23 protein-coding genes are annotated in these 25,295 nt (G+C 66.6%); 14 read left to right on the top strand and 9 right to left on the bottom strand.

Translation table 11 applies throughout. The features are described 5' to 3' along the window. Positions 1–2: 2 nt before the first annotated feature. Positions 3–1,280 carry an efflux RND transporter periplasmic adaptor subunit gene (locus AC5P76_RS17915; protein WP_253120366.1) on the bottom strand — a complete coding sequence of 426 codons (1,278 nt, stop codon included), beginning with the start codon at positions 1,278–1,280 and terminating at the stop codon, positions 3–5. A 203-nt stretch (positions 1,281–1,483) separates the two neighbouring features. Here AC5P76_RS17915 and glmS point away from each other — a divergent pair, with 203 nt between their 5' ends. The 4 genes from glmS to AC5P76_RS17895 all read left to right on the top strand — a co-directional run bounded on the left by glmS (position 1,484) and on the right by AC5P76_RS17895 (position 6,714). Further along, positions 1,484–3,322: a glutamine--fructose-6-phosphate transaminase (isomerizing) gene (glmS, locus tag AC5P76_RS17910; RefSeq protein ID WP_253120364.1), complete on the top strand. Its 1,839-nt coding sequence runs from the start codon at positions 1,484–1,486 to the stop codon at positions 3,320–3,322. 250 nt (positions 3,323–3,572) lie between these two features. Continuing rightward, complete coding sequence (locus tag AC5P76_RS17905; RefSeq protein WP_053518720.1) at positions 3,573–4,034, top strand: DUF2846 domain-containing protein; 462 nt, start codon at positions 3,573–3,575, stop codon at positions 4,032–4,034. Between the two features lie 416 nt (positions 4,035–4,450). Further along, the gene (locus tag AC5P76_RS17900) at positions 4,451–4,882 is read left to right on the top strand and encodes a CBS domain-containing protein (protein ID WP_053518718.1); all 432 of its coding nucleotides are present in this window, start codon (positions 4,451–4,453) and stop codon (positions 4,880–4,882) included. A 137-nt stretch (positions 4,883–5,019) separates the two neighbouring features. Continuing rightward, the gene (locus tag AC5P76_RS17895; RefSeq protein ID WP_253120362.1) at positions 5,020–6,714 is read left to right on the top strand and encodes a hypothetical protein; all 1,695 of its coding nucleotides are present in this window, start codon (positions 5,020–5,022) and stop codon (positions 6,712–6,714) included. A 64-nt stretch (positions 6,715–6,778) separates the two neighbouring features. Here the strand turns inward: AC5P76_RS17895 and AC5P76_RS17890 are convergent, their stop codons facing one another. Continuing rightward, entirely contained in the window at positions 6,779–7,207 is a 429-nt protein-coding gene (locus AC5P76_RS17890; RefSeq protein WP_065175190.1) for a VOC family protein, read from the bottom strand. An 80-nt stretch (positions 7,208–7,287) separates the two neighbouring features. Continuing rightward, positions 7,288–7,806: a lactoylglutathione lyase gene (gene gloA / locus AC5P76_RS17885; protein ID WP_065175189.1), complete on the bottom strand. Its 519-nt coding sequence runs from the start codon at positions 7,804–7,806 to the stop codon at positions 7,288–7,290. Positions 7,807–7,929: 123 nt separating this feature from the next. Here gloA and AC5P76_RS17880 point away from each other — a divergent pair, with 123 nt between their 5' ends. Beyond that, positions 7,930–9,042: a PLP-dependent cysteine synthase family protein gene (locus AC5P76_RS17880; protein ID WP_253120138.1), complete on the top strand. Its 1,113-nt coding sequence runs from the start codon at positions 7,930–7,932 to the stop codon at positions 9,040–9,042. 166 nt (positions 9,043–9,208) lie between these two features. Here AC5P76_RS17880 and AC5P76_RS17875 read toward each other — a convergent pair whose 3' ends face one another. Beyond that, positions 9,209–9,613: a hypothetical protein gene (locus AC5P76_RS17875; protein WP_065175187.1), complete on the bottom strand. Its 405-nt coding sequence runs from the start codon at positions 9,611–9,613 to the stop codon at positions 9,209–9,211. Positions 9,614–9,782: 169 nt separating this feature from the next. On the opposite strand from AC5P76_RS17875, the gene AC5P76_RS17870 reads away from it, so the two are divergent. Continuing rightward, entirely contained in the window at positions 9,783–11,813 is a 2,031-nt protein-coding gene (locus tag AC5P76_RS17870) for a M3 family metallopeptidase (protein ID WP_253120136.1), read from the top strand. An 83-nt stretch (positions 11,814–11,896) separates the two neighbouring features. On the opposite strand, the gene AC5P76_RS17865 is transcribed toward AC5P76_RS17870, so the two are convergent. Together AC5P76_RS17865 and AC5P76_RS17860 are read right to left on the bottom strand one after the other, a co-directional pair. Then, a complete protein-coding gene (locus AC5P76_RS17865) occupies positions 11,897–12,700 on the bottom strand; it encodes an SDR family oxidoreductase (protein ID WP_053519823.1) in 804 nt (267 codons plus the stop codon). Next, the gene (locus tag AC5P76_RS17860; protein ID WP_053519826.1) at positions 12,697–13,263 is read right to left on the bottom strand and encodes a DUF1415 domain-containing protein; all 567 of its coding nucleotides are present in this window, start codon (positions 13,261–13,263) and stop codon (positions 12,697–12,699) included. Before AC5P76_RS17860 ends, AC5P76_RS17865 begins: the two co-directional genes overlap by 4 nt. A 193-nt stretch (positions 13,264–13,456) precedes the next feature. Here AC5P76_RS17860 and AC5P76_RS17855 point away from each other — a divergent pair, with 193 nt between their 5' ends. From AC5P76_RS17855 to AC5P76_RS17845, 3 genes are all read left to right on the top strand, one after another. Next, positions 13,457–14,923: a benzaldehyde dehydrogenase gene (locus tag AC5P76_RS17855; protein WP_253120134.1), complete on the top strand. Its 1,467-nt coding sequence runs from the start codon at positions 13,457–13,459 to the stop codon at positions 14,921–14,923. A 17-nt stretch (positions 14,924–14,940) separates the two neighbouring features. After that, positions 14,941–16,068, top strand: a complete 1,128-nt coding sequence (locus AC5P76_RS17850) for an NAD(P)-dependent alcohol dehydrogenase (RefSeq protein WP_053519821.1) — start codon at positions 14,941–14,943, stop codon at positions 16,066–16,068. Between the two features lie 116 nt (positions 16,069–16,184). Next, positions 16,185–17,282 carry a helix-turn-helix domain-containing protein gene (locus AC5P76_RS17845; RefSeq protein WP_253120132.1) on the top strand — a complete coding sequence of 366 codons (1,098 nt, stop codon included), beginning with the start codon at positions 16,185–16,187 and terminating at the stop codon, positions 17,280–17,282. Positions 17,283–17,317: 35 nt separating this feature from the next. Here the strand turns inward: AC5P76_RS17845 and AC5P76_RS17840 are convergent, their stop codons facing one another. After that, complete coding sequence (locus AC5P76_RS17840; RefSeq protein ID WP_053519819.1) at positions 17,318–17,800, bottom strand: YajQ family cyclic di-GMP-binding protein; 483 nt, start codon at positions 17,798–17,800, stop codon at positions 17,318–17,320. Positions 17,801–17,919: 119 nt separating this feature from the next. Here AC5P76_RS17840 and AC5P76_RS17835 point away from each other — a divergent pair, with 119 nt between their 5' ends. From AC5P76_RS17835 to AC5P76_RS17825, 3 genes are all read left to right on the top strand, one after another. Next, the gene (locus AC5P76_RS17835; RefSeq protein WP_180876831.1) at positions 17,920–18,816 is read left to right on the top strand and encodes a DMT family transporter; all 897 of its coding nucleotides are present in this window, start codon (positions 17,920–17,922) and stop codon (positions 18,814–18,816) included. A gap of 207 nt (positions 18,817–19,023) precedes the next feature. Further along, positions 19,024–20,031, top strand: coding sequence for a methionine ABC transporter ATP-binding protein (locus tag AC5P76_RS17830; RefSeq protein ID WP_065181774.1), 1,008 nt, complete (start codon positions 19,024–19,026; stop codon positions 20,029–20,031). Continuing rightward, positions 20,028–20,717 (top strand): methionine ABC transporter permease, encoded by a 690-nt coding sequence (locus AC5P76_RS17825; RefSeq protein WP_053519816.1) that lies wholly within the window; start codon positions 20,028–20,030, stop codon positions 20,715–20,717. The genes AC5P76_RS17830 and AC5P76_RS17825 overlap by 4 nt, the downstream gene beginning before the upstream one ends. A gap of 84 nt (positions 20,718–20,801) precedes the next feature. Here AC5P76_RS17825 and AC5P76_RS17820 read toward each other — a convergent pair whose 3' ends face one another. After that, positions 20,802–21,404 (bottom strand): lipocalin family protein, encoded by a 603-nt coding sequence (locus tag AC5P76_RS17820; protein WP_053519815.1) that lies wholly within the window; start codon positions 21,402–21,404, stop codon positions 20,802–20,804. Positions 21,405–21,532: 128 nt separating this feature from the next. On the opposite strand from AC5P76_RS17820, the gene AC5P76_RS17815 reads away from it, so the two are divergent. Next, complete coding sequence (locus tag AC5P76_RS17815) at positions 21,533–21,853, top strand: hypothetical protein (RefSeq protein ID WP_253120129.1); 321 nt, start codon at positions 21,533–21,535, stop codon at positions 21,851–21,853. A 69-nt stretch (positions 21,854–21,922) separates the two neighbouring features. After that, on the top strand, positions 21,923–24,019 hold the full coding sequence (locus AC5P76_RS17810) for a prolyl oligopeptidase family serine peptidase (protein WP_053519813.1): 2,097 nt from the start codon (positions 21,923–21,925) through the stop codon (positions 24,017–24,019). 74 nt (positions 24,020–24,093) lie between these two features. Here AC5P76_RS17810 and AC5P76_RS17805 read toward each other — a convergent pair whose 3' ends face one another. After that, positions 24,094–25,278, bottom strand: coding sequence for a pyridoxal phosphate-dependent aminotransferase (locus AC5P76_RS17805; protein WP_253120126.1), 1,185 nt, complete (start codon positions 25,276–25,278; stop codon positions 24,094–24,096). Positions 25,279–25,295: the final 17 nt, after the last annotated feature.

The following is a 25,295-nucleotide window of genomic DNA, read 5'->3' as shown; positions in this document are numbered from 1 at the left end:
TATCAGTTGACGGAGACGCGTTCGGCGTCCTTGAACAGGTCGCTGCCGGAGACCACGATACGGTCGCCCGGCTGCACACCCGACTTGATTTCCACTTCGCCCAGGCTGCTGACGCCCAGTTCCACCGGACGGCGCACCGCTGTGCGGCCATCCATCACGTAGGCCACGCCGTTGCCCTGTTCGACGAACGGGCCGCGCTCGACCTTCAGCACGTTCTTGCGGGTATCCAGCAGCACCCGGACCGACATGCGCTGGCTCTGGCGCAGGCCTTCGGGCTGCTTGTCGGCGAAGCGCACGCGGGCATTGACCTCGCCGTTCACCACTTCCGGCGACACCGCGCTGATCTCGCCCGGGAGCGGCTGGCCGTTGCCGCCGGTGAGCTGTGCGGGCATGCCGATGGCCAGATCACGAGCGAAGCTTTCCGGAACCTTGATCTCGACTTCGAACTTGGACAGGTCCACCACGCCCAGCACCGGCGCATTGGCCGCCAGGTTGGTGGACTGGGTGGCCTGTACCTGGCCCACCTGGCCATCGAACGGCGCGCGCAGGGTCAGCGCATCGACCTGGCGCTGCACTTCGGCCACCACCGCCTTCTGGCGATCGGCCAGCAACCGCTTGTTGCGTGCATCCAGGTCGGCGCCCTGGCTCTGCAGGCGGGCATCGGTGGTGGCGTTGGCAAGGCTGATGTCGGCCTTCTTCAGGCTGTCCTGGGCCTTGGCCAGGTCGATCTGCGGCACGGCACCGCCGTCGAAGCCGCGCTGGTAGCGTTGCAGGTCGCGATCGGCAGCCTGGCGCTCGATGGTGGCCTGATCGGTTTCCTTGCGCGACTTGGCGCGGGCCAGCGTTGCGTCCAGCGCGGCGCGGCTGGCCTCGGCTTCCAGGCCAGCCAGGGTGGCCTGTTCCTGGGCCAGCTTGCTGCGCAGTTCCGGGCTGTCGATGATCGCCAGCTCCTGTCCCTTCTTGACCACGTCGCCGGCCACGACCTTCAGGTCCACGGTACCGGCGGAGATCGCATACAGCACCGGGCTGTTGGCGGCGATCACACGGCCGTCGGCAGCGATGTCACGCACCAGGTCGCCACGTTGCACTTCGGCGATGCGCACCCGGCTGCTGTCGAACGAGCGGCTGGCGTTTGCCCAGGCGTACACGGCCCAGCCGATGCCGGCGAGCAGGGCGATGCTGCCCAGTGCCGGCCAACGGTAGCGATGCCAGGCGGCGGCGGTTGGGCGGGCCGGGGTGGAGGAAACGATCTGGTCCTGGGCGGAAGTGTCGCGGATCATCGGGTTCGTGCCTGACGGTGGTGATCCATACCAAGCACGTTGCGTGCCAACTTTATTTCCTTTCCTATCAATAAGTTGCAATTCGAGTGGCGGTGTCCGGGTGTCCGCGGACACCTGTGCGGACACATTCATTAAGCGGACAGGAGGGGGAAACCGGACACGCACGCTAGAATGCCGCGACCGTCTTCAAGGAAATGCGTGACATGTGTGGAATCGTGGGAGCGATCGCTGATCGCGACGTGGTGCCGGTGCTGATCGAAGGTCTGAAGCGACTGGAGTACCGCGGCTACGATTCTTCAGGCATCGCGGTGATCGACGCGACCGATCGCCCTGACGTGCACCGCGTCCGCCGCACCGGCCGGGTCGCCGAGATGGCCGCTGCCGCCGCCGCCGAGGGGTTCAATGCGCAGCTGGGTATCGGCCATACGCGTTGGGCCACCCATGGCGGCGTCACCGAGGCCAATGCGCATCCGCACATCAGCCAGGGCGTGGCCCTGGTCCACAACGGCATCATCGAGAACCATGAAGAACAGCGCGAGCGGCTGCGCGCGCTGGGCTACACCTTCGAGTCGCAGACCGACACCGAAGTGATCGCCCACCTGATCCATCATCATCTGCAGAGCGGTGACGATCTGCTGGTGGCGCTGCAGCGCACCGTGAAGGAACTCACCGGCGCCTATGCACTGGCCGTGGTCAGCCGTGCCGAGCCGGAGCGCTTCGTCTGCGCACGCATGGGCTGCCCGCTGCTGGTCGGCCTGGGCGAGGGCGAGAATTTCGTTGCCTCCGATGTCTCGGCGGTGATCTCGGCCACCCGCAAGGTGATCTTCCTGGAGGAGGGCGACACGGCCGAGGTGCGCCGCGAGGGCGTGCGCATCTTCGATGAGCACGATCAGCCGGTACAGCGCGAGGTGCACCTGTCCGACGTGTCGCTGGCCTCGCTGGAACTCGGCCCTTACCGCCATTTCATGCAGAAGGAAATCCACGAGCAGCCGCGCGCGCTGGGTGACACCATCGAGGCGGCGATCGACGCCGGTGGCTTCCCGGCCGAGCTGTTCGGCAGGAATGCCGAGGCGGTGCTGGCGGGCATCGAAGGCGTGCAGATCCTGGCGTGTGGCACCAGCTACTACGCCGGCCTGACCGCGCGCTACTGGATCGAGTCCATCGCCGGCCTGCCGTGCAGCGTGGAGATCGCCAGCGAGTACCGCTACCGCGCGGCGTATGCGAACCCGAAGCACCTGGTGGTGACGATCTCCCAGTCCGGCGAAACGCTGGACACGATGGAGGCGCTGAAGTACGCCAAGTCGCTCGGCCACCAGCACACGCTGTCGATCTGCAACGTGCCGGAAAGCGCGATTCCACGCGCCAGTGAACTGGTCTGCTATACCCGTGCCGGGGCCGAGATCGGCGTGGCTTCGACCAAGGCGTTCACTACCCAGCTGGCCGCGCTGTTCCAGCTGACCGTGGTGCTGGGCAAGCTGCATGGGCGCGTCGATACCGCACAGGAAGCCGACTATCTGGAGCAGCTGCGCTTCCTGCCGGGCAGCGTGCAGCACGCGTTGAACCTGGAGCCGCAGATCGCGGCCTGGGCCGAGCGCTTCGCGCGCAAATCCAACGCGCTGTTCCTGGGCCGTGGACTGCACTATCCGATCGCACTGGAAGGTTCGCTCAAGCTCAAGGAGATCTCCTATATCCATGCCGAGGCGTATCCGGCGGGCGAGCTCAAGCACGGTCCGCTGGCGCTGGTGGACGAGGACATGCCGGTGGTGGTGATCGCCCCCAACGACAGCCTGCTGGAGAAGGTGAAGTCCAACATGCAGGAAGTCCGCGCGCGGGGAGGCGAGCTGTTCGTGTTCGCCGACCAGGACAGCAACTTCTCCGAAAGCGAAGGCGTGCATGTGATCCGTACGCCGCGCCACGCGGGCGTGCTCAGTCCGGTGGTGCATACCATTCCGGTGCAGCTGCTGGCCTACCACACCGCACTGGCGCGTGGCACCGACGTGGACAAGCCACGCAACCTGGCCAAGAGCGTGACGGTGGAGTAAGGCTTGGCCGATCTGCTGGCAGTACCGACGAGGGCGGCCCGATGGGCCGCCCTTTTTTCATGCCGGCATGGCATTCTCTGCGTCCGAACCCGCGCATCACGGAGGACGCCTGTGCAGGCGGCCATGCGACGATCCATGCCCTGCACAGTGATGCCGGAGCTTCATTTCACTATTGGCAGTGCACACCCGCAAAGGGTGTGCCTGGCCATGTCCATTCCGCGCGCGATGGCGCGCATTACAGGGGCTGTAGATGAAAAAGCTGCATGGAGTCGCGTTGGCGGTGGCAATCAGTGCGCTGTCCGGTTGCGCGAGCGTTCCGATGACCGAGAAGAGCGTGGTGGACACGGCCAAGACCTTCCCGGCACCGCAGGACGGCAAGTCCGGGGTGTATGTGTTCCGCAACAGTTTCGTCGGCAAGGCACTGAAGAAGGACGTGCTGATCGATGGGCAGTGCCTGGGCGAAACCGCCGACAAGGTGTTCTTCTATACCCAGGTTGCCGGTGACCAGGAACATGTGATCTCCACCGAGTCGGAGTTCTCGCCCAACGACCTCAAGCTGTTTACCGAAGCCGGTCGCAACTACTTCATCCAGCAGTCGATCAAGATGGGCGTGTTCGTTGGCGGCGCGAAGCTGACCGTTGTTCCGGAAGCGGAAGGCCGCAGCCAGGTGATGCAGCTGAAGATGGCCCAGAACGGGCGTTGCTCGAAGTAACCCCGGTGGCCGGCGGGAGGCTGCGCCTTTCGCCGGCCCACCCGAAGTGGGACGGCGCAGGGCCGTTCTGTCCGTGCCCGGCCGCGGAAGATCAATCTTGAGTGCGCGGAGCCGCCGGTGTTCAGCCTCGGTTTCAGCGGCGGTGCCATTCTCTGGATCGTCGGTGGGTTCCCACGACGAACTGTCCCATCGGTGCCGGTAGTGGCCGTGGTCGGCAGTCGTAGAATCGATCCGACCGAGATACGGGTTGCGCTGCCGGACCCGCCTCGTTGGCGTTGCAGCACGTGGTCTGCCGGTCCGGTCCAGGAGCGCGCAGCCGGTGCGCCAGACGTGCGCTGAAAGGTCTGTTCCCGGGGAGGGGGCGTATCGGAAGAGCACACTTTTTTGACTTCAGTGACCTGCACCAGGAAACAAGAATGAACGTCCGCGAACTCCTGCAATCCAAGAAAGAAGCTGTCATCACCATCGATGCGGAAGACACCATCGGTGCCGCCGCCCACAAGATGAGCGCGAACAGGATCGCTGCCCTGGTGGTGATGAAGGATGATGCGCCGGTCGGCATCATCTCCGAGAAAGACATCGTGCGTACCCTGGCTGACGATGGCCCGCAGGCCGGCCGCCGGGTGATTTCCACCCTGCCGTCCACGGGACTGGAAGGCATCGCACCGGAGGCCACCCTGAAGCAGGCCATGTCGTTGATGACGTACTCGCGGCGCCGTCATCTGATGGTCACCGATGGCACGCGCCTGGTCGGCATCCTCAGCCTGGGCGACATCGTGAAGAATCTGCTGGGCGAGCTGGAGCTGGAAAAGGCCGTGCTGCAGGACATCTACATGGCCGCGCATTGACGCTGCAACAGAAGCCTCGCTGGTAGCAGAACAACGGCCGGGTGCGGATGCACCTGGCCGTTCTCCTGTGCGCGCTTTGATTCGGCTAGTCTGATCAGGCGTGAACGTGCACGTTGCAGACAGCGAGAGGAAATGGAATGTTCCAGAATGCGAGAAGGGAATTACTGGGCCCGCTGCACAGCCTGCTGAAGCGGCCGCTGGAGTTCCGCGCGGTGGACAGCATTGAAAAGTATCTGCGCCGGTTGCTTGAAACACGCCCGGACTACGACGCCCTGTGTGAGCTTGCGCGCTGGTACGACGCGCAGCGGGCTGCCGTATTGCCGCTGTTGCCGGCACTGCATGCGAAGTTGCAGGATCAGCTCTCCATCATCCTGCCTGCCGGTGCCTGTGTAGAGCGCATCGCGACCAGCGTGCGGCACGGGCAGGGCGGCGCCGAGCCGTTCCCGCAATGTGCGCAGGCATCGGCGCAGATCCAGCTGGAGCGCCTCTCCGACCTGTTGGAGCTTGCCCAGTGCGGAGCGGGCGATCCATCGCAGGACGACGTTGTATGCCAGACCCTGCAGGTCATGCTGCTGAGCGAGGCGCTTGCGCTGGTGCTTTCCGGATTGGCGTGCGCCTCCCGGCAGAGTGACGGATCGCTGCTGCTTGAACCCGGCGATGACCATAGCCTGGGTCTGCTGAAGCAGGTCTGGTTCGCGCGGTGGCTGGACAGCAACAGCGAGATGGCGTTGATGGTCCGTATTGCCGAGTGCTCCGCTCAGGCCGCAGGTCGTTCCACGCAACTGGATGAGTTGCTGACCCATGCGGTACTGGACCGGGCACTGACCGTTACCTGGGCGTTTCTGGAATCGGATGCCACCTCGCACAGAAGCATGGCCTTTGCCCATGACGCTGCTCGTCTGGTCGTTTTCATGCTTTCCCGCCATGGAGCAGGAGAGATGTTCATTGGACGAGCACAGCTGCGCGAAGCGGACCTGGATGATGTCCTGCAGACCATCCTGGCGTGGCAGTCAAAAGGATTGAGAACCGATTGGATGGTGGTGCCGGGGCCGACGGGCTACATGCTGGCCGGTGGCTGGGACAAGGCGCTGCGCTGTGTGCTGGTGCAGTTCGCGCAGTCGACCGGTGAGACCGAGCTGCTGCGCAGGCTGATCGGCGGTGATGGATTCGAACGGAACTACATCCGAAGCCGCCTGGAACGCCAGCTGATCCAGCCGCAGCGCTATTCCGTCCACGAGGGAATCCAGAAGCACCATGTATTGAAGGATCCGCCAGCCGATCTGGATGTGGAATACATCCTTCACGACTCGCTGTTGCAGCATCACTACTTCATTCAGGCCAAGCACGCCGCCAGGGGCGAGGTGGGGTATCTGGACAGCGTGGTAGCGGCGCTGCAGAAGGATCTCAGCGATGGCCTGCGGCAGCTGCGAGGGGCCAAGGCCTGCCTGGAAGATGGCCGGCTGGAGCCCCTGTGGGCGTCACGCGGGTTGTCGGGCGTGACCGCCGCCAACAGCAGTTTCCTGCTGGTCCACAACATCGCGCATGTTGACCTGCAGGTGACCCACGATGGTATCGCGCTTTATGACTGGCGCACGCTGCGGAATCTACTGGATGACGCGGCCGTCACTGTCAGAAGGCCTGGGGAGCCGGAGGTCCTTCGGCGCGCTGCTTCACCACTGAGCGTCTCCAATCCAATGGATGTGGTGCAGACGTTGCTGTCCGAACACGGCATCTATGCGGGAGCCGGACAGGCCGCGTGGGCACCCTTGGCGGTCACCAGTTCGATGGAGCTGGTGGCCGGCCGTGTGCATATGCGCGCATTGGGGATCTGAGGGCGCCGCGCGCATCCAAGCGGACACCGCGTCGGCACCGGGTAGCTCCGATCGCAGCCAGGGCCTAGAACGTCACCTTGACCGATTCCGCGCTGTAGTTCGCCGGGCCGTGGTAGACCACCTCGATGTTGTTGCCATCCGGGTCCAGCACGAACGCCCCGTAGTAGCCCGGATGGTAGGGACGCTCGCCCGGCGCGCCGTTGTCGGTGCCGCCGGCGGCGATCGCGGCGGTGTGGAAGGCATCCACGGTGGCGGCATCGCGGGCCTGGAAGGCCAGGTGGTGGCGACCGGTCAACTGGCCGGCCGCAGCCTCGCTGCTGGCGCTGGAAATGAACAGCTCGTCGGCCCAGAAGTAGTCATCGCCTTCGCCGGCGATCGGGATGCCGATGGTGTCGAACACCGCCTGGTAGAAGCGGCGGCTGGCGGCCAGATCACGCACCACCAGCTGGATGTGGTCGATCAGGCGACCACGGTGCAGTTCCATCGTTTCCATACGAACCTCGCAAAAAAAGGGGACGGAGTCGGTAGCGCCGGGCATGGCCCGGCGCTACCGGAATTGTGCCCCTTTCCGGGTCAGGCGTTGGCGATGATCTCGACCCAGTAGCCGTCCGGGTCCTTGATGAAGGCCAGGTTCTTCATGCGGCCGTCGGTCAGGCGCTTCTGGAAGGTGACGCCGAGGGCCTCGAAGCGCTGGCAGGCGGCCTCGATGTCCGGCACCGACACGCAGATGTGGCCGAAGCCGCGCGGGTCGCTGTTGCCGTCGTGGTAGGCCGCGCCGTCCTGGTTCTCGGTGCCGTGGTTGTGGGTCAGTTCCAGCACGCCCGGAAGGCCGGCCATCCACCGGCGGCGCTGGCTGTCGTCTTCCGGTACCAGCGCGCCGGCCGGCACGTAAGCCAGGAAGTACAGGCTGAACTGGGCCTCCGGGAAGTCACGCTTGTCGATCAGCTGGTAGCCGAGAACGCGGGTGTAGAAGTCCAGCGAGGCAGTGATGTCCTTGACCCGCAGCATGGTGTGGTTGAACACGAAGCCGGTGGTTTCGGCCGGGGCCTGGGCGGCGACGCCGGGAACATCGCGCAGGGCGGGAATGGTCATGGGGAGTCCTTCAGACAGGGCCGTTGCCGGCCGGATGGCCTCATTCTACCGGCCAGCACCTGACGGCACCGCGACGTACAATGGCCGGATCGCACCGTTCCGTCCTGACAACGATTGCCCGCCATGTCGCAGCGTGAATGGGTGGCCGCCGCCATCCGCAAGATCGAAGCCGATTTCAACCGGTCCGCCGATACCCACCTGATCCCGATGGCGCTGCCCGGGTTCGAAGGCATCGATGTCTACCTGAAGGATGAATCCAGCCACCCCACCGGCAGCCTCAAGCACCGCTTGGCGCGTTCGCTGTTCCTGTACGCGCTGGCCAACGGCTGGCTGCGCGAAGGGCGGCCGGTGATCGAGGCGTCGAGCGGCTCGACCGCGGTGTCCGAAGCGTATTTCGCACGCCTGCTGGGGCTGCCCTTCATCGCGGTGATTCCGGCCACGACCTCGCCGGAAAAGATCGCTGCCATCGAATTCCATGGTGGCCGCTGCCACCTGGTCGAGCGCGCCTGTGATCTCAACTGCGAATCGGAACGGCTGGCGCGCGAAACCGGCGGTCACTTCATGGACCAGTTCACCTACGCCGAACGGGCCACCGACTGGCGCGCCAACAACAACATCGCCGAGTCCATCTTCAAGCAGATGGCCGAAGAGCCCAGCCCGGTACCCGAGTGGATCGTGTGCAGCCCAGGCACCGGCGGCACTGCGGCCACGCTGGGCCGCTACGTCAGCTACCGGCGGCACGACACCCGCATCCTCTGCGCGGATCCGGAGATCTCGGTGTTCTTCGAGGGCTACCAGGCGGCGGTGGCGGGCGAGCAGCAGTGGCGTAACCTGACCTGCAGCGGTGGCTCCCGTGTGGAAGGCATCGGCCGACCGAGGGTGGAGCCGAGCTTCATTCCAACCAGCGTCGATGCGATGGTGAAGGTGCCGGATGCATTGAGCCTGGCAGCCATGCGCCACGTCAGCCGGCAGCTCGGTCGGCGCGTGGGAGGCTCCACCGGCACCAACTTCATCGGTGTGCTGCAGGCGGCGCAGTGGATGCGCGAAGCCGGCCGCCACGGCAGCATCGTCAGCATCCTGTGCGACAGTGGCGAGCGCTACGCGCAGAGCTATTACGACCCGGCGTGGTACGCACGACAGGGCATCGATGTGGACGGTGCCGATGCGCAGCTGGCCGCGGCCGTGGCGGGTCAGGGCCTGCCTGCGCTGCCGTGCTGCAGCCTGGAAGCGCTGTAAGTCTGCGGTGCCTCCGCCGGGCCATGCCCGGCGAGCGCAGCGGCGTATCAGAGCCCGTCGATCCCGGTAGCGCCGGGCCACGCCCGGCGAGCGCAGCGGCGTATCAGAGCCCGTCGATCCCGGTAGCGCCGGGGCCACGCCCGGCGAGCGCAGCGGCGCATCCCGATCAGTACCCCGCCGCAGTGAACGCGTCGAGCACCGCATCGCGCAGCGCATCAGGCAGCGCCTCGATGTCCATCGCGCGATCATCCAGGTGCAGCCGTGGGTCCAGGCTGCTGATGCGGTCCTGGGCCAGCGCCTGCAGCCACAGCAGCACGCAGATCACGAACTCACGCTCGTGCCCCGGGTGCAGGTGGCGGGCACCGCGTTCGATCACCTCGAACGGGTACCACTCCTGCTCATCGTTGAGGATGCCGCCCTGCTGCATGAGCACCTGCAGCTCCTGCAGATGGCGCCGGGCATCATCGCCGGGATCGCACAATGTGGCGATCCAGGACAACTCCTCCGCGCTGGCAGACAGCGCCAGCGACCGGGCCGGCAACGCGGTTGCAACCTGAGCCAGACCTTCCATGTGGGGCCTCTATCGGCATGTTCCGCTGCGGACTCCCCCGCAGCCAGAGCTTCCGCGCGACACCGTAAGGCCGACGTGAATGATCGGCAGGCACCCCTTGTCTGCGGCCCCGGCCAGCGCCATATCCACTGGGCTGCCCGCCCCTCGGGCCCGTAACTGGAGATCTGCCGTGACCGCTGCCAACCCCCTGCTCGATTTCTCCGGCCTGCCGCGCTTCGAGGCGATCCGCCCCGAGCACGTGGCGCCGGCGCTGGACGTGCTGCTGGCCGAGGCCGAGGCCGCCGTCAACGCAGCCGAGCAGGTGCAGCCGGTCCGCTGGGACACCTTCGTGGTCCCGCTGGACGATGCCACCGAGCGGCTGTGGCGCGCCTGGGGCCTGGTCGGCCACCTGCAGGGCGTGGTCAATACGCCGGAACTGCGCGAGGCCTACAACAGCAACCTGCCGCGGGTGACCCGCTTCGCCAGTGCGCTGGGCCAGAACCTGGCGCTGTACCGCCAGTACCAGGCACTGGCCACCGGCCCGGAGGCGGGGACCTTCGATGAGGCCCGGCGCAAGGTGCTGGACAATACGCTGCGCGACTTCCGCCTGGGGGGCGCGGAGCTGGCGCCGGACGCCCAGCAGCGGTTCGCTGCGATCAAGGAAGAACTGTCGGCGCTGTCCGCGAAGTTCTCGCAGAATGTGCTGGACGCCACCGATGCGTGGTCGTTGATCGTGGAAGACGAAGCACGCCTTGCTGGCGTGCCGGACGACGTGAAGGCTGCCGCGCGTGCGGCAGCGGCGAACGATGGCAGGGACGGTTGGAAGTTGACGCTGCAGATGCCGTGTTACCTGCCGATACAGACATGGGCCGAAGATCGTGACCTGCGCGAGATCCTGTACCGGGCCAGCGCGCAGCGCGCTTCCGAATTCGGCGATGACGCGTTGGACAACAGCGGCAACATCGACCGCATCCTGGCCCTGCGTGCCGAACTGGCCGCACTGCTCGGCTTTGATTCCTACGCCGACTACTCGGTGGCCACCAAGATGGTGCAGGACCCGGCCGAAGTGCTGGGCTTCCTGCGTGACCTGGCGTCGCGCGCCAAGCCGTTCGCGGCCAGGGACCGTGCCGAACTGGAGCAGTTCGCGCGTGACCACCTGGGCATCGACAGCCTGCAGGCCTGGGACCTGGCGTTCGCGGCCGACCGCCTGAAGCAGGCGCGCTACAGCTATTCCGAGCAGGAGGTGAAACAGTACTTCACCGAGCCGAAGGTGCTGGGTGGATTGTTCTCGGTGATCGAGCAGCTGTATGGACTGCGCGTGCAGGAGGACAGCGCGCCGGTCTGGCACGAGGACGTACGCTTCTTCCGCCTGGTCGATGCGCAGGACGCGCTGGTAGGCCAGTTCTACCTGGATCTGTACGCCCGTGAGGGCAAGCGCGGCGGTGCGTGGATGGACGATTGCCGCAACCGGCGCGAGCGTGCCGATGGCAGCGTGCAGACGCCGCTGGTGTACCTGGTGTGCAACTTCGGTCGCGGCGCCAACGGCAGGCCTGCTACGTTCAGCCACAATGAAGTGACCACGCTGTTCCATGAAATGGGCCATGGCCTGCACCAGCTGCTGACCCGGATTGGTGAGCTGGGCGTGGCCGGCATCAATGGCGTGGAATGGGATGCGGTGGAGCTCCCCAGCCAGTTCATGGAGAACTTCTGCTGGGAATGGGACCACCTGCAGCGCATGACCGCGCACGTGGAGACGGGTGAACCGCTGCCACGTGCGCTGTATGAGCGCATGCTGGCCGCGCGCAATTTCCACAGCGGCATGGCGACTGTCCGCCAGCTGGAGTTCGGTCTGTTCGACATGCTGCTGCACAGCCAGTTCGAGCCCACGCAGGACAGTGTGCTGGCACTGCTGGAGCGCGTGCGCGGCGAAGTGGCGGTGAATCATCCGCCAGCCTGGAACCGCTTCCCGCATCAGTTCAGCCACATCTTCGCCGGTGGCTATGCGGCCGGCTACTACAGTTACAAATGGGCCGAGGTGCTCAGTGCCGATGCCTATGCGGCGTTCGAGGAAGCACCGCAGGCGTTGGCCGCGACCGGTGCACGTTTCCGCGACGAGATCCTCTCGCGCGGGGGCAGCCGTCCAGCGGCCGAGAACTTCAAGGCCTTCCGTGGCCGTGCGCCGCAGATCGATGCGCTGCTGCGCCATTCGGGCATGGCGTAAGCCGCTCTGGTAGGTGCCAACCTTGGTTGGCACTTCCTGGCAATGGTGCGGACCAAGGTCCGCACCCACCGGAAAGCGGTGCTCTATTCGGCGTAGATCATCCTGCGGGTCATGCCGCCGTCGACGATGAAATCCTGGCCGGTGGTGAATCCGGACAGCGGCGACAACAGGTACACCGCCAGCGCGCCGATGTCTTCCGGGCGGCCGACGCGGCCGACCGGATGCTGTGCGTGGTCGATGGCCGAATACTCGGGCGCATGGCGCCGGGAGGGCGCCTGCCACTCGCTGGTGCCGATCCAGCCCGGACTGATGCTGTTCACCCGTACCGCCGGTCCGGCGCTGATTGCCAGCGCGTGGGTGAAGGCCACCAGTCCGCCCTTGGCCGCGGCATAGGCTTCGCTATGGGCTTCGGACTGCCGGGCGCGGGTCGAGGCGATGTTGATGATGGCGCCGGCGCCACCGGATGACAGTGCCGGCAGGGCATGCCGGCTGCACAGGAAAGCGCCATGCAGCGATGACAGGCGGCGCTGCCATTCGTCCCACGCCATGTCCTGCAGTGGCGTACCGTGCGCACCGGCGATGCCGGCATTGTTGACCAGGCCATCGATGCCGCCAAACCGCTGCACCGCCGTGGCGATGAACGCGCGCACGCTGGCTTCGTCGGTGATGTCCAGGGGCTGGAACGCCGCATCGTCATCGCGCTGCCATTCGGCCAGGCAGGCGTGGCCGGCTTCCGTATCCAGATCACCGATCAGCACGCGGCCGCCGGCACCGAGCACGGCCTGGGCGATGCCGCGGCCGATGCCATTGGCGCCACCGGTGACCAGCACCACCTTGCCCGCCAGCGGCGCGGCAGGCCAGGCAGCGATCGGCGGAGCCGCGCTCATGACAGGTCTTCGCCACGCAGGCGGCGATGCCAGCCGTCCACGCCGATGCGGTCCAGCGTCTGGATGTTGCGCTCGACGATCACGTCCGGATCGGGGAAGGCGTCCACCGCGCGTGCCACGCTGTCCTCGCGCAGCAGGTGCAGCGTGGGATAGGGCGCGCGGTTGGTGTAATTGCTGGCGTCGTTGGCGGCCACGCCTTCGAACTGGTAGTCCGGATGGAAGCTGGCCACCTGCAGTATGCCCTGCAGATCGAGCGCCTCGATCGCCGCGTCGGCGTTGTCGAGGAAGTCGTTGTAGTCCAGGAAATCCGTCAGCACCTGCGGGTGCACGATCAGGGTGGTGTCGATCTGCTCGGCCGGCGTGTCCCGCAGCAGCACCAGTTCCTCGGCCAGCTGTTCGACCAGTGCTTCGGGGGTGGTGGCATCACTGAGCACGAAGCGGACCTGGTCCTTCACATATACGGCCTTGGCGAAGGGACACAGGTTCAGGCCGATGACGATGCGCTCCAGCCACAGGCGGGTGGCGGCGATCGGGTCGTCGGTGGGCAGGGCGATATCGGTCATGGCGGGCACATCGGCGGGCGAGGTCGCCATTGTAGGCAGTGTGCCGCCGCTGCGCTGTTCACTGTGCAGGAACTGGACAGTCGCCATGCTGCAAATCCCCGCCGATTCAAGCCTTTGCAGGCCACCGGCAGATGGCCGATTGCCTGCTGCGGGCGGTAGGCGTGGAATGGACGCACGACACAGGAGGACACCCATGACTGCATCTTCTCCGTGGCTGCCGGACGCCCTTTGGGCCGGCGCCCTCTTCGATGGCCGGTGGCAGGCGGCCGCGCAACGGCAGCCGGTGATCGAGCCGGCCACCGGTAACACGCTCGGCCAGATCGGCCTGGCCGACCCGGCGCAGGTGGAGCGCTCGGCGGCGGCCGCTGCGCAGGCGCAGCAGGCGTGGGCGGCGGCTCCGTACGAACAGCGCGCTGAAGTGCTGCGCAAAGCGGCACGCCTGGCCGAAGAACACATCGACACCCTGGTCGAATGGCTGGTACGCGAAAGCGGCTCCACCCGCCTGAAGGCAGGTTTTGAGGCCAAGGTGACCATCAAGGCACTGCACGAGGCTGCGGCGCTGCCGTCGCGCAGCACCGGCGAGATTCTGCCTTCCGAGCCGGGCCGGCTGAATCTGGCGCGGCGCCGACCGCTGGGTGTGGTAGGGGTCATCTCGCCTTTCAACTTTCCGCTGTATCTGGCCATGCGCGCGGTGGCGCCGGCCATCGCGCTGGGCAACGCGGTGGTACTCAAACCTGACCCGCGCACAGCGGTGTGCGGCGGGGCGGTGATCGCACGCCTGTTCGAGCAGGCCGGCCTGCCGGCAGGCGTTCTGCACATGCTGCCCGGTGATGGCGCGGCCGGCGCTGCGCTGACCAGCGATCCGCACGTGGCGATGATCCAGTTCACCGGCTCCACCGCCGCCGGGCGCAAGGTCGGAGAGGCGGCGGGCAAGCATCTGAAGAAGGTCTCGTTGGAGCTGGGCGGCAAGAACTCGTTGATCATCCTCGATGATGCCGACCTCGACCTGGCGGTGGCCAACACCGCGTGGGGGGTCTACCTGCATCAGGGCCAGATCTGCATGGCGACCGGCCGCGTGCTGGTGCAGCGGAAGATCCACTCCGCGTTCCTGCAGAAGCTGGTGGCCAAGGCCAATTCATTGAAGGTGGGCGATCCGGCGCGCGAAGACGTGGCGATCGGTCCGCTGATCAATGCCGGCCAGCGCGACCACGCCACGCGCGTGGTCGAGCAGGCAGTGCAGGCCGGTGCCTCGCTGGAGGCCGGAGGTACCTATCGCGATCTGTTCTTCGCGCCGACCGTGCTTGGCAACGTCGCTGCTGACAATCCGGCGTTCAACGAAGAAATCTTCGCGCCGGTGGCGGTGGTGGTGCCGTTCGACGATGACGACGATGCCGTGCGCCTGGCCAACGACAGCGAGTACGGCCTGTCGATGGCCATCGTTTCCAGCAATGTCGGCCGCGCACTGAAGCTCGGCGAGCGCCTGCGCACCGGGCTGCTGCACATAAACGATCAGACCGTGAACGACGAGGTGATCAATCCCTTTGGCGGCGTCGGAGCATCCGGCAATGGCACCAGTATCGGCGGCCCCGCCAACTGGGAGGAGTTCACGCAGTGGCAGTGGTTGACCGTCAAGGGCGAGGCGCCCGCTTACCCGATCTGATCGAAGGAGCCATCACGATGAACGACAATACGGCAACACGCGAGATCACCGCCGCAGTGGTCCGCGGCAAGGAACAACCCTTCGTCATCGAGCAGGCCCGGCTGCGCGGCCCGCAGGAGGATGAGGTCCTGGTGAAGGTGGTAGCCACCGGCCTGTGCCACACCGACCTGATCGTGCGCGATCAGTACTACCCGGTGCCGTTGCCCGCGGTGCTGGGTCACGAAGGCGCCGGTGTCGTGGAGGCGGTCGGCCCCAACGTAAAGGAACTGAAAGCAGGGGATCACGTGGTGCTGACCTATGGCGCCTGCGGCCACTGCAATCCGTGCCGGGGCGGTCATGGCGCCTACTGCAGGGATTTCTTCGCGCTGAACTTCGGGGGCGATGATGGCCACGGCCATACCGCCATCACCGATGCGCAGGGTCAGCCGTTGCACGACCATTTCTTCGCGCAGTCTTCGTTTGCCACCTATGCGCTGGCGCGCGAGATCAATGCGATCAAAGTGCCCGACGATGCGCCTCTGGAACTGCTGGGCCCGCTGGGCTGCGGCATCCAGACCGGTGCCGGCGCGGTACTCAATTCGCTGAAGGTACGCTCGGGCAGCAGTTTTGCCAGCTACGGTGCCGGCGCAGTCGGTCTGAGTGCGGTGATGGCGGCCAAGGTCGCCGGTGCCACGACCATCATCGCCATCGATGTGGTGCCGTCGCGGCTGGCACTCGCGCTGGAGCTGGGCGCCACCCACGTGGTCAACAGCCGCGAGACCGATGTGGTCGAGGCCGTGCGCGCCATCACCGGCGGTGGCGCTGATTTCGCGCTGGAATCGACCGGTCGCCCGGAGGTGCTCTCTGCGGGTATCGAGGCCTTGGGGGGCTTGGGCATGATGGGCGTGGTCGGTGCACCAAAGCTGGGCACCACCGCCAGTTTCGACGTGAACAACCTGCTGCTGGGTGGCCGCAGCATCCGTGGCATCGTGGAAGGCGACAGTGTGCCGCAGGTGTTCATTCCGCAGCTGGTCACGCTGTTCCAGCAGGGCCGCTTCCCGTTCGACAGGCTGGTGAAGTTCTACCCGCTGGAGCAGATCAACCAGGCGGCCGAGGACAGCACCCGGGGCATCACCCTGAAGCCGATCCTGCGCATCGCGGCGTGATCTGAGGGCAGGGCTGCAGGGCTTCGCCCTGCACCTGCCGGATGGGCGGCAACCGCAGGCAAACACCTCATCGGAGCGTAACGTGGCGTTGCCGCTGGCCGGTGTACGCTGCGCCCATGATCGCAACCTCCGTCGGGCAACAGCAGCTGGTAGCGGTACGCGCGGCCTTTGCCGAGGGCGATGCGCGCTCATTGAACGTGTTGCCGCAGCCGTTGCAGCAGTCGTGGATGCGCTCGCGCGCGGCTGGCCTGCAGCCCGGGCAGGAACCGGTCTACCTGCCGCTGCAGAGCGATGGCCGGCATCTGCCACAGCGCGACGACCGTCGCCTGGCACGCTGCGTGCAACCGGAGCTGGAACAGCTGTGGGCCGCTTTCGGCGGACGTGGCTGGACGATGTTCTGCGCCAACCGCGAGGGCATGGTGATCGCGCAGCAGGCGCATGGCCTGGAAGACTCGCCCCTGCTGCGGCCGATCCAGGTCGGGCGGCGGCTGGGCGAAAGCGAGATCGGCACCACCGCGCCGGCGGTCAGCCTGGCCGACGACCTGCCAGCGCTGGTGCGCGGCAATGAACATTACCTGCAGCGTTTCGCTCCGGTGTTCTGCCTCAGTGAACCCCTGCACGATCTCGACGGGCGGGTATGCGGAGTGATCGATATCACCGGGCTGGGTGAGCGCGATCCTTCGGTGCTGCAGGGCTATTTCCGGCAGGCCGCACTGGCCAGCGAGAATCGCCTGTTCCACACGCTTGCCGATGTGCACCTGCTGGCGCTGCAGCATGATCCGCGCTGGCTGGCGTCACCCTTGCAGGGGCTGCTGGCGGTGCAGGAGGATGGCCAGCTGCGCGCCGCCAACCGTGTGGCCCGGCGTCTGTTGGGCCTGCCGCGGCGCGGGCCACTGCCGTTGCTGGATATTGCAGCGGTGTTTGCCGGCGCCAGTGCCGCACAGCGGCGGCGCCTGCTGCAGCCGGGGGCGCCGCATCGGGTCCGGTTGGGCGAGGGCAGTGCGGTCTACCTGCAGCATCTGCAGGCGCCGCGCAAGGTCGCTGGCAACAGCGTGCGACGGTCTTCACCGGCGACGATGGCGGCGCCGGCGCTGCGCGATCAGCAGCGTGAAGCGGCGCGCCGGGCGGCGCAGGCGGCGGACGGCAATCTCAGTCTGGCCGCACGCCAGCTGGGCATCTCGCGCACCACGCTGTACAAGCTGCTGCGTGATTGATCGAGCGCGGTGCCGGGCCACGCCCGGCGGAGCAGTCAGTCGCGGAAATTGTTGAACTGCAGCGGCAGCTCGAACTTGCCGGCCTTCAGTACTGCGATCGCGTCCTGCAGATCGTCGCGCTTCTTGCCCTGCACGCGCAGCTTGTCGCCATTGATCTGGCTTTCCACCTTCAGCTTGGCGTCCTTCAGTGCGGCGGCGATCTTCTTGGCCACCTTCTGCTCGATGCCCTGCTTGACGGTGATCTTCTGCCGCGCCTGCGCCAGATTGGTCTCGATGTCGCCGAACTCCAGGCTCAGCACGTCGATGCCGCGCGCTGCCAGACGCGCACGCAGGATGTCGTTCATCTGCTTGAGCTGGAACTCGGTCGGCGCGAACTGGTTGATGACATCGCCATCACGCTCGAACTTGGCGTCCACGCCCTTGAAATCGAAGCGGGTGCTCAGTTCGCGGTTGGCCTGATCGATGGCGTTGGTCAGCTCGTGGGTGTCGACTTCGGAGACGACGTCGAAGGAAGGCATGGGCGATGCTCCACAGAATTCAGTGCGGACATTCTATCGCGCCGGCCAGCCTGCCCGCTTTCCGTGGCGCTGGGCATCGCTGCAACGGCATCCCGCCGCCGGCTCGGCGATAATGGGCCATGAACGTGCAACGCTCCCCCTCGCACGCGGTGGCCTGGATGGTCGCCGCGGTCGCCTGCTTCTCCCTGATGGACGCCGGCATGAAGCAGCTGGCGGCCAGCTATCCCACCCTGCAGGTGACCTTCCTGCGCGGCGCGGCGTCGTTGCCGTTCGTGCTGGTCTGGGTGCTGGTCAGCGCGGGCCCGCGTTCGCTGGTGCCACGTCGCTGGGGCCTGCATCTGCTGCGTGGCGCGCTGGGCATGGCGATGATCGGCTGCTTCGTGTTCGCGTTGCGCGATCTGCCACTGTCCACCGCCTACACCATCTACTTCGTCGCGCCGCTGCTGATCGCGGCCCTGTCGGTGCCGCTGCTGGGCGAACGGGTCGGACCGCGTCGCTGGGTGGCCATCGGCATCGGCCTGGTCGGCGTGCTGGTGGTGCTGCGGCCCGGCGTGGATGGCTTCATCTCGGTGCCGGGCCTGATGGTGCTGGCCGCGGCCACCGCCTACGCCGTTGCGGCGATCACGGTCAGCCTGCTGACCCGTACCGACACCTCGCAGTCGATGGTGGTCTGGTTCCTGGTCATCATGGCGATCGGCGCGGGCCTGCTGGCGATTCCCGGCTGGAGGCCGCTGCTGCTGGCGCACGCGCCGCTGATCGCGGGCATGGGGCTGGCCGGTGCGCTGGGTCAGATCGCCCTGACCAAGGCCTTCCAGCTGGGCGAGGCATCCATGATCGCGCCCCTGGAGTACAGCGGCCTGGTCTGGGTGATCGGATGGGATCTGGCTTTCTGGGGGCAGTTGCCGGATGGCTACACCTGGGTGGGGGCGGCGATCATCGTGGCGTCGGGCCTGTACCTGCTGCACCGCGAGCGGGTGAACCGCCAGCAGCCGCCGAAGCCGCTGGATCATCCCTGAACCGGTTTGGCCGGGGAGCGGGGTCAGAGCCCCTGCGGGGATCCGACCCCGGGGTCAGATCCCACAGGGGCTCTGACCCCGGAACCCGGCCGGAGCAGGCGTCTTAGAACCAAAAGGAATAACATTCTGGCCCATGGCGCGGGCGCGCGACCGCCGGCGCTGGTAGGCTGCACGCCCCCTTCTGTCGCCTGCCGGTGAGCCGCTCCCGTGATCGAGTTCCAGCGCCTGCACAAATCCTATGCCGTTGCCGGCCGCGCGGTCAGCGCGCTGCAACCGCTGGACCTGACCATCGAGGCCGGCGAGGTCTTCGGCATCATCGGTCATTCCGGTGCCGGCAAATCGACGCTGATCCGCATGATCAACCGCCTGGAAGAGCCTTCCGGTGGCCGATTGCTGATCGGCGGCGAGGACATCACCGCGCTGGATGCCGACGGCCTGCGCTCGCTGCGCCGGCGAATCGGCATGATCTTCCAGCACTTCAACCTGCTGTCCTCGCGCACGGTGGCGGGCAACGTCGCCTTCCCGCTGGAGCTGGCCGGTACACCGAAGGCGGAGATCGACAGCCGGGTGGCCGAACTGCTGCAGACCGTCGGCCTGCAGGCACACGCACAGAAGTACCCGGCGCAGCTGTCCGGAGGCCAGAAGCAGCGCGTGGGCATCGCCCGTGCCCTGGCCACCCGCCCGCAGATCCTGCTGTGCGACGAGGCCACCAGTGCTCTCGACCCGCAGACCACCGCGTCGGTGCTGGCGCTGCTGTCGAAGATCAACCGCGAGCTGGGCCTGACCATCGTGCTGATCACCCACGAGATGGATGTGATCCGCCGCGTCTGCGACCGGGTGGCGGTGCTCGATGCCGGCCAGCTGGTGGAGACCGGTCCGGTCACCCAGGTGTTCCTGCATCCGCAGCATCCCACCACCCGCCGTTTCGTCAGCGAATCGGAGCATGTGGACGAAGGAACGCTGCACCGTGATTTCGACGCCGTGAGTGGGCGCATCGTGCGCTTGACCTTCCTCGGTGGCGATACCTACGAACCCCTGCTGGGCAGCATCGCGCGCCAGACCGGGGTCGATTACAACATCCTGTCCGGGCGTATCGACCGGATCAAGGACACACCGTATGGCCAACTGGTCGTGGCCCTGGTCGGTGGCGATCACGCCGCCGCGCAGGCCGCGTTCGTGGCCGCTGGCGTGCATGTCGAGGAACTGCGTCGATGATCATTGCTGCTGCGGACGGATTCTTCCGCCACCTGGACGCCGGCAAGTGGGCCGATATCGGCCAGGCCACCATCGACACCCTGCTGATGCTGGCCGGTTCGCTGCCCTTGACCCTGGCCATCGGGCTGCCGCTGGGCGTGCTGCTGTACCTGTTCGGTGCGCCGCAGATGAAGCGTCGTCCGTTCGCCTATGGCGTGCTGGCGCTGGTGGTCAACCTGCTGCGCTCGGTGCCCTTCATCATCCTGATGATCGTGCTGATTCCGGTGACGCTGTTCATGATGGGGACGTCGCTGGGTGTTCGCGGTGCGATCGTGCCCCTGGTGATCGGCGCCGCACCGTTCTATGCGCGGCTTGTGGAAACCGCGCTGCGCGAAGTGGACCGTGGGGTGATCGAGGCGACCCAGGCGATGGGCGCAACCACCTGGCAGCTGGTCACCCGTGTGCTGCTGCCGGAAGCGCGGCCGGGCCTGATCGCAGGTGCCACGGTCACCACCGTTGCGCTGATCGGCTTCACCGCCATGGGCGGTGCGATCGGCTCGGGCGGCCTGGGCGATCTGGCGTTCCGTGATGGCTACCAGCGTTCGCACACCGACGTCGCCCTGGTGACCGTGGTGCTGCTGCTGGTGCTGGTGCAGCTGCTGCAGATGCTCGGCGACCGTCTGGTCGCACATTACACCCGCAGGTAACCGGCACGTCCGCCGGGCATGGCCCGGCGCTACCCCGCCACGCGGACGTTCCAGTAGCGCCGGGCCATGCCCGGCGGCGTCGTCTCACCGCGCGTTGGGCACTTCATAGCCCAGTTTGCCGACCTGGTCCGGGCGCTGCGGCACCCGCTTGAGCTTGTCGGTATTCACTCCGTACTCGTCGCGCAGGCGCTCGGCCAGCTCCTTGTACAGCGTCTTGTCCATGTCAGGCCGACGGGCAAAGATCCACGCCATCTCGCGGCCCGGATAGCCGATCAGTGCCCAGGAGTAATCCGGCGCCACTTCCAGAACGCGCGAATGGGTCGGCACCACGCGGTAGAACCAGGTCCGCCAGCCATGGTTGCCGCTGTCCGGGTCGACGCTGGCACGGGCGCGGATCTCCTGTTGCGGTTCGCTGAAGCCGTTGCGGTAGCGGTAGGTGATGGCAACCTTGTGATCGTCGCGCAGCGCGTACTCGTTGACGCTGGCAACGTGACCGCGCTCGACGAAGTTCGGCACGCGGCCGATCACGTACCAGGTGCCCATGAAACGTTGCAGGTCGATCGGCGCGTTCGGATCGGGGGCGCGGGGCGCCGCGGCACGCGGCGACGGCGGATCGCTGGCAGCCAGCGCCGGGCCCGCCAGGGACAGGGCCAGCAGCACGGCGCAGAGCGGGCGGATCGAAGTCATGCGGGAGCGGGCTCCAGTGGGCTTGCACGCGCATGGTCGACTGTGTGCACGCGGTCCGTCAATGGTGTCGCAGCGTATGAGAAGGCCCTTGCCCAAGCTGTGTTGCATTGTCCACCGGAGAAACCCGCATGAGCGCACGCCTCACACGCCGCCCCTCGACTGAACGCGTCAGCGAACGCGCCGATCCGCACCTACTGCGGGGTGTACAGCACCTGGCACTGGCCGGCGTCGCACTGGTCCTGGTGTGGCCGGCCGCCCGTGGCAGCAGTGCCTGGCTGGGTTGGCTGCCCCTGTGGCTGATCGGCATGCCGCTGGTGGCCTGGTGGGCGTTGCTGCGCTGCCCATTGCCGTCGCTGCGGCGGCGGTCGTCGCGTCGTACCGGTGGACAGGCGCGCCGCCGGAGGGCAGCCGGCGCGCGCGGCCGGCGCGGCGCGACGGCGGCGGCCTGACCTTCGACACGGGGGGCGGTGTCCGGATCCGTGCTAGCGTTCCACGGCTTATGACTGCCTGGAGCTGCAATGTCACGACTCGCTTCCGCCTGCCTGCTGGCTGGCATGATGACCGCTGCCTCGGTGGGGACCGCCGTGGCTGCTGAAGATACCGACCGTTATGCCTGGCTGGAGGACGTCACCGGCGACAAGCCGCTGTCCTGGGTCAAGGAACAGAACGCCAAGGCCGAGGCGCGCCTGGCGCAGACTCCGGCCTTCAGGCAGATGGAGGCCAGCATCCGTGAGGTGCTCGATTCGGATGCCAAGATTCCCGGCGTGCAGAAGATCGGCGACTACTACTACAACTTCTGGAAGGACAAGCAGCACGAACGTGGCCTGTGGCGGCGCACCACCCTGGCCGAGTACCGCAAGGCCTCGCCGCAGTGGGAAACCGTGCTTGACCTGGACGCACTGAACAAGGCCGAGGGCGAGAACTGGGTCTGGCACGGCGCCGACTGCCTGCGCCCGGACTACAGCCGCTGCTTGATCGCGCTGTCACGCGGCGGCGCGGATGCCGATGTCACCCGCGAGTTCGATCTGTCGACGAAGCGCTGGATCGAGGATGGCTTCTTCCGTCCCGAGTCGAAGGGCGGCCTGAACTGGATCGATCGCGATACCGTGTTCGTCTACACCGATTTCGGTGCCGGCACCATGACCACCTCCGGCTACCCGCGCGTGGCCAAGCTGTGGAAGCGTGGGACGCCGATGTCGTCGGCCAGCGTGGTGTACGAAGGCAAGCCGGAGGACATGTACATCGCGGCGATGCACGATGACACCCCGGGCTTCGAGCGCAACCTGGTCAGCCGCACGCTGGCGTTCTACAACAATGAGGTCTACCTGCGCGGAGACGATGGCACGCTGACCAAGATCGATGCGCCGAACTCCGCCGAGAAGGGCCTGCACAAGCAGTGGCTGACCCTGGAGCTGCGCGACGCCTGGACCGTGGGCGGCAAGACCTACGCGTCCGGCTCGCTGCTGGCGACCCGGCTCGATGACTTCCTGGCCGGCAAGCGTGACTTCGAGGTCCTGTTCACTCCGACCGCGACCACCTCGCTGGCCGGTGCGACCTGGACCAAGAACCACCTCGTCCTGAACGTACTGGACGATGTGAAGAATCGCCTGTCCGTGCTGACCCCGGGCGCCAATGGCTGGCAGAAGAGCGCGTTTGTCGGCGCGCCGGCATTCGGCACTCTGGCCGTGGGCGCAGTGGACAGCGACGACAGCGATGCGGTCTGGCTGACCGCCACCGACTATCTGACGCCGACCACCCTGGCTTTGGCCGAGATCGGCAAGGCACCGGAAACGCTGAAGACCATGCCGGCCTTCTTCAATGCCGAGGGCAAGGTGATCGAGCAGCACTTCGCCACCAGCAAGGATGGCACCCGTGTGCCGTACTTCGTGGTGCATGCCAAGGACATGAAGCTGGACGGCTCCAATCCGACCCTGCTGTACGGCTACGGCGGTTTCGAGATTTCGCTGACACCCAGCTATTCCGGTGGCATGGGCCGCGCCTGGCTGGAGAAGGGCGGTGTGTACGTGGTCGCCAACATCCGTGGTGGTGGTGAGTACGGCCCACGCTGGCACCAGGCGGCGCTGAAGCAGAATCGTCACAAGGCCTACGAGGACATGGCCGCGGTGGCACAGGATCTGGTCAAGCGCAGGATCACCAGTGCCAGGCACCTGGGCGTGCAGGGCGGCAGCAACGGCGGCCTGCTGACCGGCAACATGCTGACGCAGTACCCGGAGCTGTTCGGTGCGGTGGTGGTGCAGGTTCCGCTGCTGGACATGAAGCGCTACAGCCACCTGCTGGCCGGCGCGTCGTGGATGGCCGAGTACGGCAACCCCGATACCAGCGACTGGGAGTTCATCAAGACCTTCTCGCCGTACCACCTGTTCGACGCGAAGAAGAACTACCCGCCGGTGCTGTTCACCACCTCCACCCGCGATGACCGCGTGCACCCGGCCCATGCCCGCAAGATGGCGGCGAAGATGATCGATGCCGGCAAGGATGTGACCTACTACGAGAACATCGAAGGTGGTCATGGCGGCGCAGCCAACAACGCGCAGGCCGCGCACATGGCGGCCCTGGCCTACAGCTTCCTGTGGGAGCGCCTGGGCGGTAAATGACGAAATGAAAAACGCCGCCCCCGGGCGGCGTTTTTCATGGGCGGCGCTGCGCGCTCGCCGGGCATGGCTCGGCGCTAGCGGAAATGTTGCAGCCCGCGCGCGATGCGCTCCACCGCTTCCTGCAGCCGCGGTATTTCCTGGGTATAGGCCAGGCGCACATGCTGGTTGGCGCGGTGGACGCCGAAATCCAGGCCCGGGGTGAACGCCACATGCTCGGTTTCGAGGAAGTGTGCGCAGAACGCCTGGGCATCATCGGTGAACGCACTGACATCGGCATACAGATAAAACGCGCCCTGCGGCTCCACCTCGATGCGGAAGCCCAGCTCGCGCAGCGCCGGCAACAGGAAATCGCGACGCTGGCGGAAGGCCTCCCGTCGCTGTTCGAAGATCGCCATCGATTCATCGGTGAAACAGGCCAGGGCTGCATGCTGGGCGATGCTCGACGCACTGATGTACAGGTTCTGCGCCAGCTTCTCCAGTTCGGGCACCGCTGCGGGCGGCGCCACCAGCCAGCCCAGGCGCCAGCCGGTCATGCCGAAGTACTTCGAGAAACTGTTCAGCACGAACGCGCTGTCATCGACCTGCAATACGCTGGCCGCGTCCACGCCGTAGGTCAGGCCGTGATAGATCTCGTCCACCACCAGGTGCCCGCCGCGTGCGTGCAGTGTGCGTGACAGCGCCGCAAGTTCATCGGCCGACAGCACCGTGCCGGTGGGGTTGGCCGGCGAGGCGACGAGTGCGCCGACGCTGTCCGTGTTCCAGTGCTGTTGCACCAGCGAGGGTGTGAGCTGGTAGGCGGTCTGTGGACCGACCGGGACCAGCTGTGCGGCACCTTCCACCAGGCGCAGGAAATGCCGGTTGCAGGGATAGCCGGGATCGGCCAGCAGCCAGTGCCGGCCCGGGTCGACCAGCAGGCTGCTGGCCAGCAGCAGCGCGCCGGAGCCGCCAGGAGTGACCAGGATGCGTTCCGGATCCACATCCAGCCGGTAACGGCTGCGATAGAAACCGCTGATCGCCTGGCGCAGCGCAGGCAGGCCGCGTGCGGCGGTGTAGCGCGTGTGCCCGGCGGCCAGGGCCGCCTGGCCGGCACGCACCACCGGCCCGGCCGTGGTGAAGTCCGGTTCGCCGATCTCCAGGTGGATGACATCGTGGCCGGCCTGTTCCAGCGCCTGCGCGCGGGCCAGCAGGGACATCACGTGGAACGGAGCGATTTCATGGCTGCGCCGGCTGTAGACCGGCGGGTGGGGCAGGGTACTCATGCGCCCATGGTACGCCG

The organism is Stenotrophomonas sp. YJH_SMC_36 (assembly GCF_059369935.1).
The sequence above is the reverse complement of the archived record's forward strand: the minus strand, read 5'-3'. Positions and strand labels throughout refer to the sequence as shown.

Excerpts from the sequence above, each read along its gene's own strand:
- AC5P76_RS17895 (WP_253120362.1), top strand. The coding sequence starts at position 5,020 with ATGTTCCAGAATGCGAGAAGGGAATTACTGGGCCCGCTGCACAGCCTG.
- AC5P76_RS17805 (WP_253120126.1), bottom strand. The coding sequence starts at position 25,278 with ATGAGTACCCTGCCCCACCCGCCGGTCTACAGCCGGCGCAGCCATGAA.
- AC5P76_RS17825 (WP_053519816.1), top strand. The coding sequence starts at position 20,028 with ATGATCATTGCTGCTGCGGACGGATTCTTCCGCCACCTGGACGCCGGC.
- AC5P76_RS17845 (WP_253120132.1), top strand. The coding sequence starts at position 16,185 with ATGATCGCAACCTCCGTCGGGCAACAGCAGCTGGTAGCGGTACGCGCG.
- AC5P76_RS17865 (WP_053519823.1), bottom strand. The coding sequence starts at position 12,700 with ATGAGCGCGGCTCCGCCGATCGCTGCCTGGCCTGCCGCGCCGCTGGCG.
- AC5P76_RS17850 (WP_053519821.1), top strand. The coding sequence starts at position 14,941 with ATGAACGACAATACGGCAACACGCGAGATCACCGCCGCAGTGGTCCGC.
- gloA (WP_065175189.1), bottom strand. The coding sequence starts at position 7,806 with ATGACCATTCCCGCCCTGCGCGATGTTCCCGGCGTCGCCGCCCAGGCC.
- AC5P76_RS17855 (WP_253120134.1), top strand. The coding sequence starts at position 13,457 with ATGACTGCATCTTCTCCGTGGCTGCCGGACGCCCTTTGGGCCGGCGCC.
- AC5P76_RS17875 (WP_065175187.1), bottom strand. The coding sequence starts at position 9,613 with ATGGAAGGTCTGGCTCAGGTTGCAACCGCGTTGCCGGCCCGGTCGCTG.
- AC5P76_RS17820 (WP_053519815.1), bottom strand. The coding sequence starts at position 21,404 with ATGACTTCGATCCGCCCGCTCTGCGCCGTGCTGCTGGCCCTGTCCCTG.
- AC5P76_RS17815 (WP_253120129.1), top strand. The coding sequence starts at position 21,533 with ATGAGCGCACGCCTCACACGCCGCCCCTCGACTGAACGCGTCAGCGAA.
- AC5P76_RS17915 (WP_253120366.1), bottom strand. The coding sequence starts at position 1,280 with ATGATCCGCGACACTTCCGCCCAGGACCAGATCGTTTCCTCCACCCCG.
- AC5P76_RS17880 (WP_253120138.1), top strand. The coding sequence starts at position 7,930 with ATGTCGCAGCGTGAATGGGTGGCCGCCGCCATCCGCAAGATCGAAGCC.
- AC5P76_RS17890 (WP_065175190.1), bottom strand. The coding sequence starts at position 7,207 with ATGGAAACGATGGAACTGCACCGTGGTCGCCTGATCGACCACATCCAG.
- AC5P76_RS17900 (WP_053518718.1), top strand. The coding sequence starts at position 4,451 with ATGAACGTCCGCGAACTCCTGCAATCCAAGAAAGAAGCTGTCATCACC.
- AC5P76_RS17860 (WP_053519826.1), bottom strand. The coding sequence starts at position 13,263 with ATGACCGATATCGCCCTGCCCACCGACGACCCGATCGCCGCCACCCGC.
- AC5P76_RS17810 (WP_053519813.1), top strand. The coding sequence starts at position 21,923 with ATGTCACGACTCGCTTCCGCCTGCCTGCTGGCTGGCATGATGACCGCT.
- glmS (WP_253120364.1), top strand. The coding sequence starts at position 1,484 with ATGTGTGGAATCGTGGGAGCGATCGCTGATCGCGACGTGGTGCCGGTG.
- AC5P76_RS17835 (WP_180876831.1), top strand. The coding sequence starts at position 17,920 with ATGAACGTGCAACGCTCCCCCTCGCACGCGGTGGCCTGGATGGTCGCC.
- AC5P76_RS17840 (WP_053519819.1), bottom strand. The coding sequence starts at position 17,800 with ATGCCTTCCTTCGACGTCGTCTCCGAAGTCGACACCCACGAGCTGACC.
- AC5P76_RS17905 (WP_053518720.1), top strand. The coding sequence starts at position 3,573 with ATGAAAAAGCTGCATGGAGTCGCGTTGGCGGTGGCAATCAGTGCGCTG.